The organism is Pseudoalteromonas sp. APAL1 (assembly GCF_021532475.1).
Taxonomy (GTDB): Bacteria; Pseudomonadota; Gammaproteobacteria; order Enterobacterales; family Alteromonadaceae; genus Pseudoalteromonas; species Pseudoalteromonas lipolytica_C.
Window position 1 is genome coordinate 1 of the sequence record NZ_JAKGAW010000081.1, and the last position, 10389, is coordinate 10389.

Consider the following 10389-nt stretch of genomic DNA (forward strand, 5'->3'; position numbering starts at 1 on the left):
CGTTACATTGTCAGAGCCGCTACTTTATTCAGGCTCCTAGGATCATCTGGTGATACAGATGGTTCACTCATTAAGCGGTGAACAGCGCTTCATACGACTTCACGTCGCACGCCCCAAAATGAGTTAACGTAAATGCACTAAGGGTGGCTTTGAGCGAAAAGCAGACATTGACCGTTAATCGTTTCAACGACGGCAATTAGCCATACGTTGCATGTTTGCTCCCTTACTGGTTTTACGATATCCAAAACCGACATAACGACCATTAAGCAAATACCAAAGTAAAATAGGTATGTGCTCCAATCATATAGCCAAAGAGGATAAAGCGTTAATAGCACTGCTACAGGCCCTAGAATGCTGAAGACAGCTCTGGTATGGTTTTTATTTTTGTGCCAGTTGTATAAGTTTACCAATAGTTCCAAAGATGCAAAAATAGGTAAAAGCGTATTTACAGCTATTCCTTCGAAGTGAGAGAAGAAGCCTAGTCCTAATGCCGATGCAAGTGACCTTAATGCAGGGAGGCAGGCCGTGCCGCTAGCCAAACGCCACTAGAGCCTACTCTGTCTAATATTTTATTTATCATTTGAAAGTCTATTGGTTGATATTACCATCATTCTAAACTCCGTATACAAGTACGGAGTCAATCATTTTAATGAGTCAATTATGGGGCAATGTGTTGGATCTTCGTTTTGCATACAGGTATTTGTCATACCCACAATTACTTTCTCTAAACGTTGAAGGTCATTAATTTTGTCTCGAATGATTGCTAACTTTTGTCGGTTTAATAGCTCAACTTGAGCGCAGTTGCTGTCCATAGACATTAGCGATTTTATTTCTCTTAACGTAAAGCCGAGCGCTTTGGCTTTTGTGATAAACCTAAGTTGTCCTGCTATTGATTCGTCATATTGTCTATAACCAGATATTGGTTTTTCAGGTTGTGTAATCAGTCCTTCTCGTTCATAAAAACGAATGGTTTCTACATTTAAATTTAATGATTGTGCTAATTTGCCAATGGTTTTCATTATTGCCTTTGTGAATACTACTAATCTAAAGTTATATTTAGTTCAACTATCTAATGACTTGATAATGCCACAGACTTCAATTGTACCGTCAGACCCGCAAGAGCTTGCCATTAGTTTTAACTCTTTTTTGAGTGCATTCAATTCCTTCATTCGTTGATTAACTAAAGTTAGTTGCCGATCAATTAATGCATTTACACTAGAGCAACTCTCCTCTGGCTTGTTTTTTAATTCAATGAGTCGCTTAATATCATTAAGCGGAATATCTAAACTTCGACAATGCTTTACGAACTCTAGCTCTTTAAATGCCTTATTAGAATACAACCTGAAATTCCCTTCAGTGCGATCAGGATCTGACAGCAAGCCCTCCTTTTCATAATATCGGATGGTTTGTACTGAATACCCCGATGTTTTCGATAACTCACCAATTTTCATAAAATTTCCAAATAAACTTGACCCTATAGTCACTATAGGATTTATAGTTAGAGCATACAAGTTAATCGGAGATGAAAATGAGCGATTGTGGGTGTGAAGTTGAGCTAAAAGATAACCAGCAAAAAACGGTGCTTTATTGGCTTCTGGCTATCAATGCCTCGATGTTTGTTTTTGAAATTGGCTTTGGTTGGTTATCAGAATCAACGGCTTTAATTGCAGATTCGTTAGACATGCTAGCGGATGCAATCGTCTATGCAATTGCACTATACGCGGTGGGAAAGTCAATCCAACATAAGGCTAATGCTGCTTTAGTGAGTGGCTATTTCCAACTGGGGTTAGGCGTGCTAATTCTAATGGATATTGCTAGAAGGCTGTATGGTGAAAGTGAGCCTCACTCTTGGTTTATGATTGGCGTAGGCATGGTTGCTTTAGTTGCAAATGTGATTTGTCTCATCCTTATTCGAAAGCACAACAACGATGAAGTACATATGAGAGCTAGCTGGATATTTTCAGCGAATGATGTAATTGCAAATCTTGGTGTCGTTATCGCAGGCATACTCGTTATGGTGCTGAAACAGCGTTGGCCTGATATCGTCATTGGTAGCATCATTTCAATGTTAATTCTTCGAGGCGCTTACCGAATACTAAGCGATGCTAAACAAGAATTAGCTGTTGCTGAGAAAACACGTTAAACACCAAATGAAGATAAACAATCAACCTTTGGTTGTTCAAAGTAAGGAAACATCAATGAATAGCAAATATCTAGAAAAAACCAAGATAGTAAATTTTGAACACTCTACAATTCAATCATTAATTTCTGAGCGTAATTGGCAAGAACTCGATGACTTCAACAAAATTGGTGCAGCCTACCAATTTGTTAAAGATGAAATATTATTTGGTTACAATGAGAGTGATGATATTTCAGCAAGCAGTGTTTTAGCCGATGGTTACGGACAATGCAATACCAAGGGTAACTTGCTGATGGCTTTGTTACGAGGATTAGGTATTCAATGTCGTTTTCACGGCTTTACTATTGAGCAGCGATTACAAAAAGGAGCTATTCCAACTTATGTATTTTGGTTAGCACCTAAATATATCATTCATAGTTGGATTGAAGTTTATTTCAAGGATCGTTGGATAAACTTAGAAGGCTTTATATTAGATGAACAATATTTAAGTTCACTACAGCACAAATTTAGTCAAATAAAAAACGAATTTTGTGGTTATGGTGTTGCAACAAAGTGTTTCTCTTCGCCAGATACAGATTGGCGTGGTCAAGATACCTATATACAAAAAGAAGGTATTCATGATGATTTTGGTGTTTATAATTCCCCTGATGAGTTTTATCTCGAAAAAGGAACTAACTTATCAGGAATCAAACGTTGGATGTATCAACGAGTGATCCGTCACTTTATCAATTTTAACGTAGTCAATGTAAGAAATTTAAAAGTTCTTGAGGTGGAAAATGCACAATCATAGCCATAGCCATTCGCATGGAAAAGACGACCGTATAGGTTGGACATTTTTCCTTAATGTTTCATTTACTATTATCGAATTTATTGGTGGTTGGCTAACCAACAGTACCGCTATTATGGCTGATGCTGTACATGACCTGGGTGACAGTTTATCTATAGGATTCGCTTGGATACTGAGTCGTTTCTCGGATAAAGAAGCATCCGATAGATTTAGCTATGGCTATCGTCGTCTTACCCTGTTTGGCGCATTAATTAACAGTATTGTATTAGTTATTGGTTCTGTCTGGGTGCTATTTGAAGCAATACCAAGATTATCTAATCCTGAAATGCCAATGGCTGAAGGAATGTTGGGTCTTGCATTACTTGGGGTTGCTGTTAATGGGTATGCAGTATTTAAACTAAAAGCGGGTAAAACGCTGAACGAAAAAGTACTTACGTGGCATTTGCTTGAAGACGTACTTGGCTGGGTTGCAGTCCTAATTGTTTCTATCGTGCTGCTTTTTGTAGATCTACCAATATTAGATCCTTTGCTTTCTATAGGCTTTACACTGTTTATATTGTTTAACGTTTTGAAAAACCTGAAAACAACATTGGCACTATTTCTTCAAGCTACACCTGATGAAGAAGTGCAGAATAATATTGAAAAAGCGATAAAGGCTATACCTGAAATTAATGGGATTCATCATATGCACTTTTGGTCATTAGACGGGGAAAGTCACGTATTAACTGCTCACCTAGAGTTAGCCCATAACTTTGAGGTTGATAAATTAATTAGGCTAAAACAACAAGTGGCTAAGGAACTTTCTTCTTATAATTTATCTCATACAACCATTGAGTTTGAGTTTCCTCAAGAAACTTGCCGTGACGAGCATGAAAAACATGCGCATGGCTAGTTTAGAAAACCTTTTTTTGATATTATAATTTTTCATATTTAAGTAGGTGTTTATTTTGAAATTCAATGTTGCGTTAAAAATACTATTAGTCGTTTCGATTGTTTTGCAATCGTTAACTGCTGTTGTATCCGCAACACCTGAGAATCACCAAATAGATATAGAGCACCTTCAAATTCAACATGATCATGCAGATGATCGAAATGTCTCAAATGATAATGTAGGTGATGAGCAGCATAATGAAAAAGATTGTCATCACTGCGGACATTGCAGTGGCAGCCACTTATCTTGGATTTTAGTCAGTAATTCAAATACCACGGGCAAACTAAACATTATCAATAAAACGCCTTATCAAATTGATCAAACAAGTACCTTTCATGAAGCGATACTTCGTCCGCCTATTTCTTAATTAGATTAATTTTTAATGACCTATTTATCCTTTAATAATGGATAAAGGTTTCGTGTTTATTAATTTTAAAATTAAGAATTTTTATGTATATATATTTAAAAAATGCAGGTTTAGTCCTGTCTTTATGTATGGCTGTGAGTTTTTCAGTTGCCACTTATGCCAAACAGAAAAGTATTTCATGGCTAGATAGTCAAATAAATAAAGATCCCGAAGTTGTTGCGGCTAAAGAGTTACTTAATGCAAGTAATCATAGAGCCAAGAGCTTAACTAAAGCCGTATATAACCCAGAGCTTGAAGCAAGCTATGAAAAAGAGGGTGATTTTGATAATTATTCTATTGGTATCAGTCAAACGATTGATTTTTGGGATAAGCAATCAGCAAATAAAAGCATTGGTGAAATTGGTGTTTATGCAAACCAGCAACAATTGTTATCTCTACTCGATTCTAAAAAGGCTAACGCTTTAACTGCAATAGTTAATTGGCAAGCAGCAAAAAAGGTGGCTCAGTTACTTTCAGTAAGAGAAAATCAATTACAAACGCTCGTTGGAATTATTGAAGATAAGCGAAAAGCAGGACTTTTAGAGCCACTTGACGCTGAACTGGTTTATTTAAACTTGTCCCAAGTTTTCAGTGAAATATCTGAGTCGCAAATTGCTTTGAAAAATGCAGAGGTAAATGTTCAGGAGTTATTGCCTGATTGGACGCCTAATACTACCAATTTGTTTTCATTTACTTTTGGAGCAACAAACTATTCATTTAACTCTCAGTGGGTTGAGGAACATCCAAAAGTTAAACTCGCTAGAGCGCAATGGAAGATAAAACAATCTAAAGCTCAACTAACCACTATGGAATCTAAAGCCAATCCAACCATTGGAGTTAACGCAGGGAAAAGTGGAGATGAAGACTTGATTGGCGTGACTTTCTCAATGCCTTTAAATATCAGAAATAACTATTCAGATACTGTTAAAGCCGCTTATTCAGAAGCAATTGCAGCAGAGGCTAACTTTCGGTCGGTTTATCGAAAGCAGTCATTTGAAGCAAAAGCTAATTATGAATCGCTTATTGTCAGTAAAAAATATTATGAGCAATGGCAAAAACTGACAAAAGGCAGATTAGATAGCAGCGAAAACTTATTAAATAAGCGCTGGGAAGCTGGTGACATTAATACTTCTGACTACTTACTTGCATTAAATCAACGTGCGGAAGGGCTTCATGCAGGAATACGTTTGGAAAATCAATTCAAGCTTGCAGAAATATCCTTCATTTTAAGTATGGGTCAGTTATCCAAATTTGAGATTTGAGCGCTTTGTTTTTTCAGTAGCGAAAAACGAAATCTTAAATTTATTAAAAATATAGGTTACAAAAATGAATACAGTAATTAGTAAAAAATTTTTAGCCGTAGTAATTAGCTGCCTGTTAGTTGGGTTTACTACAAATCATGATGCTTTTGCACAGTCGTCAGATGGAACTGGTTCTGTCACAAACGTTTCGAAACAAGAAGAAAAAGAACATCAAGATGAGCATGAACACGAAAAGGGACATGAAGAAGATAAAGGTGACCATGACGAGCACGGCCATGAAGGTGGTAATAAAGAGGGAGAAGAAGGACATGAAGAAGGTATCACTATTGATCCAAAGAAGATGTCGCTTGCTAACATTAAAGTGGAAAGTGTTAAGCCTGAATATCAATTTAGCACCGTATATGCACCAGGCGAAATAAAAGCTAATGGCTATAAAAGTTATGTGGTATCGCCACGTACAGAGTCAGTCATTATTAGTCGCCATGCAGCGCTTGGAGAGCATGTAGAAATAGGTCAGAAGTTAGTTACATTATTTAGTGAAGCAATGGCACAAGCACAGGCTGACTATTTAATCGCTTCAACCGAATGGCAACGTGTGAAAAAGCTGGGTAACAAGACGGTGAGTGAAAGTAGATTATTACAAGCAGAGACTACATACAATGCGAGTTACGGGAAGCTTATTGCTTTAGGGTTAACTGAAAAAGCAATAGATGGCATTTCTAACAAAGACATAAAAGCGTTTGGGCAATATACATTAATTGCTCAGCGTGAAGGGGTTGTACTTCAAGACGATTTTATCCAAGGGCAACGTGTTGATGCTGGTGATTCAGTAATGTTGTTAGCAGATGAAAAACAACTATGGGTTGAAGCAAAAGTTTCTCCAAATAAAAAGCTGAATTTATCAATTGATTCTCCTGCGGTACTTAAATTAGAAGGCCAGAGTTACAATGCCAAAGTTATCCAAGAAGCCCATACAATTGACCCTATTACTCGTACTCGAATTATTAGGTTAGGAGTAGATAATTCGGATGATAATCTTCATTCAGGCATGTTTGTAAAAGTTTACTTTCAGTTTGCCACAAAGCAGAAAGTGATGGCTGTGCCAGAAGAAGCATTGATCCGCAGCGCAGATGGTGATTGGACAGTATTTGTCGAAGACCACCCTGGAGAATTTAAAGCTGTAGAAATAGAACTAGGCCGAGCCTTAGGTGGTTTTAGAGAAATCATTGGCCTTGATAGTGGAACGCGAATTGTAACTAAAGGCGCATTTTTTGTTGCGTCTGAAATCGCTAAAGGCGGATTTGATCCGCACAACCACTAGGGAGCAAGACTATGTTTAATAAAATAATAGATTGGTCTGTTAATAATAGACTCCTGATTTTGATTGCGCTGTTTGCCACTATGGTTGGTGCAGTTATGGTGATCCCAAAATTAAATTTGGATGCCTTTCCTGATGTTACTAATGTTCAAGTTGCTGTAAATACTGAAGCGCCAGGACTGGCTGCTGAAGAAGTTGAACAACTCATTACGTACCCCATTGAAGCGGTAATGTATGCCCTACCTGATGTAGAACAAGTGCGCTCAATTTCTAAAACAGGCTTGTCTGGCGTTACGGTTGTTTTCAAAGAAGGCACCGACATTTACTTTGCAAGACAACTCGTATTTGAGCGTCTTCAAGCCGCAAAAGAACTGATACCAGAAGGTGTTGGGACACCCGAAATGGGACCAAACACCTCTGGGCTAGGCCAAGTATTTCAGTATCTTCTTATTTCAGATAAAGGTGCAGGTTATGATGCTATGGCACTCAGGAGTCTCAATGATTGGGTAGTAAAATTACTCGTTATGCCTGTCGATGGAGTCACTGATGTATTATCTTTTGGTGGTAATGTTAGGCAATACCAAGTCAATGTCGATCCATCTAAGCTCTTAGCATATGAACTAACGCAAGAAGACGTTGTTGGTGCCCTAGATAACAACAATGCGAATGTTGGCGGATGGTACATGAACCGTGGGCAAGAGCAGCTTGTGATTAGAGGCACAGGCTGGTTTGAGAGTGGTGAGGCTGGCATCAGTAATATCAAACAAGTTCCCGTTAAAACAGTAGATGGTACGGTTGTTACGGTTTCAGATATTGCTAAAGTTGAAATGGGCAGTGAAATTCGTCAAGGTGCTGTCACCATGACGCGCAAAACCGAAGACGGTAAAGTCGAAAATTTAGGCGAAGTTGTCTCTGGCATTGTCTTAAAACGCATGGGTTCAAATACTAAAGCCACCATTGATGGTATCAATGCAAGAATTCCATTAATTAATCAAGCATTGCCAAAAGGTGTTCGCTTTGAGCCTTTTTATGATCAGGCTGATTTGATTGAAAAAGCGGTAAATACAGTGGTTGATGCACTATTACTAGCATTTATTTTCATCTGTATTGTATTAGCACTATTTTTAATGAATTTACGTGCAACCTTCTTGGTATTAATATCTATTCCAATTTCAATTGGTATCGCGTTAATGATCATGGCTTGGTGGGGCATTTCTGCAAACCTTATGTCACTGGGTGGCATAGCGGTCGCTATTGGTATGCTTGTAGATGGCTCAGTGGTTATGGTTGAAAATATGTTTAAACATTTAAATAGACCTGACGCGACACATTCGAAATCGGTAAAGGAACGTGTTCCAACTTCTGACGCAGATCCGCACGATGTAGAACACGATGAGCACGGCATTAAATTACGTCTGCAAAATGCAGGTAAAGAAGTGGCTCGTCCCGTCTTTTTTGCTGCCTCGATTATTTTAGTCGTATTTGCGCCATTGTTCAGCTTTGAAGGGGTTGAAGCAAAGTTATTCCAACCTATGGCAATAAGCATCATCTTAGCCGTTGTATCTGCGATTGTGGTTGCGTTGTTTATCGTACCTGCACTGGCAACTTATTTATTTAAGTCAGGTGTAAAAGAGAGGGAAAGCTTTGTTCTTAGGCCATTAGACAAACTCTACAGAAAAGGGCTTACATTCGCACTAAAACGCACCAAGTTAGTCATTTCAGCCGCACTTATATTAGTTTTCTCTGCCTTTGCATTAGTTCCATTAATTGGTACTGAATTTGTACCTGAGTTAGAAGAAGGGACGATAAACTTAAGAGCAACGCTGGCACCTTCTTCCAGTTTAGATACCGCGCTCACTGTGGCACCAATTCTAGAAGAAAAACTAATGGCTTTTCCTGAAGTAACCTATGCATTAAGCCGAATTGGTCGAGCCGAAATAGGTGGAGATCCAGAGCCTGTGAATAACATAGAAATTTACATAGGGTTGAAGCCTGTTTCTGAGTGGACCAGTGCATCTAATCGATATGAACTTCAAGGGAAAATGGAGAGATCTTTAGAGGAGTTTCCTGGCTTACTACTAAACTTTTCTCAACCTATTGCGACTCGTGTTGATGAGTTACTATCTGGCGTAAAAGCTCAGTTGGCGATAAAGTTATTTGGCCCTGAGTTAGACGTTTTAGCAGCTAAAGGACAAGAGATCGAAGCGGCTATAAAGAGTGTTGATGGTGCAAGAGATGTTGCTCTTGAGCAAATTGCAGGTGAAGCGCAACTTGTCGTAAAACCTAATAGGCAAGAGCTATCGCGCTTTGGACTTTCAGTTGTTGATATAATGGAAGTTGTGCGAGATGGTATTGGAGGGGTTGAAGCTGGACAAATCATCAAAGGCAATGAACGTTATGATATTTACGTGCGTATTGAAGAAGAGTACCGACAAAATAAGGAAGCTATTTCAGATATTCGAATTCAGTCACCAACAGGCGCCTGGGTACGCTTAGGTGATGTTGCAACTGTTTCATTTGAATCAGGTCCTCCTCAAGTAAGGCGCGATGATGTTCAAAGGCGTGTCGTTATTCAAGCAAACGTTCAGAATAGAGATATGGGTAGTGTAGTAGCCGACATCAGAAAAGTTATTGCTGAGAAAGTTGACCTACCTTCAGGTTACTCGGTAGCAATAGGTGGCCAATTCGAAAGCCAGCAGCGTGCTCAAAGCAGACTAGCTATCGTTGTACCTCTATCTTTAGCGCTAATTGCATTGTTACTTTACTTTGCTTTTGGCTCTGTTGGTCAAGCTATGCTGATATTGGTCAACGTGCCGCTTGCTGTAATTGGCGGAGTTTTCTCCTTATATTTATCTGGACAATACTTGTCTGTACCAAGCTCCGTTGGCTTTATTACCTTATTTGGTGTAGCGGTATTGAATGGGGTCGTTATGGTAGAAAGTATCAACCAACGTATTAAAGACGGTCTAGAAGCATCTAAAGCCGTTTTTGAAGGCGCTACTTCAAGATTAAGACCTGTACTTATGACTGCTATAACATCAGCTTTAGGTTTGATACCGATGTTAATGTCTAATGGTGTTGGTGCAGAAATACAGCGCCCATTAGCGAGTGTTATTGTTGGCGGCTTGGTAACTGCAACACTGTTAACATTATTTGTTTTACCTGTTTTATATCGCTGGTTTTCAGAGAAAAAAATAAAAGAGCTATCCAGATAAAATTACTGTGAACTCTAACCCCACGCTAAAGTCACGTTTAGCGTGGGGTTATTGAGTAGATGAACGAAAAGAAAGATTAGATTTAACAATAAACTAATAGTCATGACTGCTTTGTCGGAATATTTGTCGTTAAACAGGCCAAAGCTAACTTCCGCTTTCGTATCTTTGCAGTCTTAATCTCTATGTGTCTCAAGGTCGGATTATGGCACAGACTGTGTGAAAACTCTGATCACCTTTTGGTCTAAGTATGTTCTGCTTATGATCTATTAATCTATACATTTAGTTCACTTAATATACTGATATTTATATAATTAGACTATTGATTCAGTT

General features: G+C 38.5%; 10 protein-coding genes. 7 read left to right on the forward strand and 3 right to left on the reverse strand.

Features of this window, described 5'->3' with window-relative positions; all coding sequences use genetic code 11:
* Positions 1-137: 137 nt before the first annotated feature.
* The 3 genes from L1264_RS20815 to L1264_RS20825 all read right to left on the reverse strand — a co-directional run bounded on the left by L1264_RS20815 (position 138) and on the right by L1264_RS20825 (position 1451).
* Positions 138-539 carry a MerC family mercury resistance protein gene (locus tag L1264_RS20815; protein ID WP_230237177.1) on the reverse strand — a complete coding sequence of 134 codons (402 nt, stop codon included), beginning with the start codon at positions 537-539 and terminating at the stop codon, positions 138-140.
* Between the two features lie 102 nt (positions 540-641).
* Positions 642-1019: a MerR family transcriptional regulator gene (locus tag L1264_RS20820; RefSeq protein ID WP_004588890.1), complete on the reverse strand. Its 378-nt coding sequence runs from the start codon at positions 1017-1019 to the stop codon at positions 642-644.
* Positions 1020-1061: 42 nt separating this feature from the next.
* Positions 1062-1451 (reverse strand): Cd(II)/Pb(II)-responsive transcriptional regulator, encoded by a 390-nt coding sequence (locus L1264_RS20825; RefSeq protein ID WP_004588889.1) that lies wholly within the window; start codon positions 1449-1451, stop codon positions 1062-1064.
* A gap of 77 nt (positions 1452-1528) precedes the next feature.
* Here L1264_RS20825 and L1264_RS20830 point away from each other — a divergent pair, with 77 nt between their 5' ends.
* The 7 genes from L1264_RS20830 (at position 1529) to L1264_RS20860 (ending at position 10059) form a co-directional block, all read left to right on the forward strand.
* Positions 1529-2143 (forward strand): cation transporter, encoded by a 615-nt coding sequence (locus L1264_RS20830; RefSeq protein WP_004588888.1) that lies wholly within the window; start codon positions 1529-1531, stop codon positions 2141-2143.
* 55 nt (positions 2144-2198) lie between these two features.
* Positions 2199-2930 (forward strand): transglutaminase-like domain-containing protein, encoded by a 732-nt coding sequence (locus L1264_RS20835; protein WP_004588887.1) that lies wholly within the window; start codon positions 2199-2201, stop codon positions 2928-2930.
* Positions 2917-3819 carry a cation diffusion facilitator family transporter gene (locus L1264_RS20840; RefSeq protein ID WP_004588886.1) on the forward strand — a complete coding sequence of 301 codons (903 nt, stop codon included), beginning with the start codon at positions 2917-2919 and terminating at the stop codon, positions 3817-3819. Before L1264_RS20835 ends, L1264_RS20840 begins: the two co-directional genes overlap by 14 nt.
* Before the next feature lie 46 nt (positions 3820-3865).
* Positions 3866-4225 (forward strand): hypothetical protein, encoded by a 360-nt coding sequence (locus L1264_RS20845; RefSeq protein ID WP_230237179.1) that lies wholly within the window; start codon positions 3866-3868, stop codon positions 4223-4225.
* 83 nt (positions 4226-4308) lie between these two features.
* On the forward strand, positions 4309-5526 hold the full coding sequence (locus L1264_RS20850; RefSeq protein WP_008468875.1) for a TolC family protein: 1218 nt from the start codon (positions 4309-4311) through the stop codon (positions 5524-5526).
* Positions 5527-5590: 64 nt separating this feature from the next.
* Positions 5591-6847: an efflux RND transporter periplasmic adaptor subunit gene (locus L1264_RS20855; protein WP_055022223.1), complete on the forward strand. Its 1257-nt coding sequence runs from the start codon at positions 5591-5593 to the stop codon at positions 6845-6847.
* A gap of 11 nt (positions 6848-6858) precedes the next feature.
* On the forward strand, positions 6859-10059 hold the full coding sequence (locus L1264_RS20860) for an efflux RND transporter permease subunit (RefSeq protein ID WP_069439204.1): 3201 nt from the start codon (positions 6859-6861) through the stop codon (positions 10057-10059).
* The last annotated feature ends 330 nt before the right edge of the window (positions 10060-10389 follow it).

Excerpts from the sequence above, each read along its gene's own strand:
- L1264_RS20820 (WP_004588890.1), bottom strand. The coding sequence starts at position 1,019 with ATGAAAACCATTGGCAAATTAGCACAATCATTAAATTTAAATGTAGAA.
- L1264_RS20825 (WP_004588889.1), bottom strand. The coding sequence starts at position 1,451 with ATGAAAATTGGTGAGTTATCGAAAACATCGGGGTATTCAGTACAAACC.
- L1264_RS20830 (WP_004588888.1), top strand. The coding sequence starts at position 1,529 with ATGAGCGATTGTGGGTGTGAAGTTGAGCTAAAAGATAACCAGCAAAAA.
- L1264_RS20835 (WP_004588887.1), top strand. The coding sequence starts at position 2,199 with ATGAATAGCAAATATCTAGAAAAAACCAAGATAGTAAATTTTGAACAC.
- L1264_RS20840 (WP_004588886.1), top strand. The coding sequence starts at position 2,917 with ATGCACAATCATAGCCATAGCCATTCGCATGGAAAAGACGACCGTATA.
- L1264_RS20850 (WP_008468875.1), top strand. The coding sequence starts at position 4,309 with ATGTATATATATTTAAAAAATGCAGGTTTAGTCCTGTCTTTATGTATG.
- L1264_RS20855 (WP_055022223.1), top strand. The coding sequence starts at position 5,591 with ATGAATACAGTAATTAGTAAAAAATTTTTAGCCGTAGTAATTAGCTGC.
- L1264_RS20860 (WP_069439204.1), top strand. The coding sequence starts at position 6,859 with ATGTTTAATAAAATAATAGATTGGTCTGTTAATAATAGACTCCTGATT.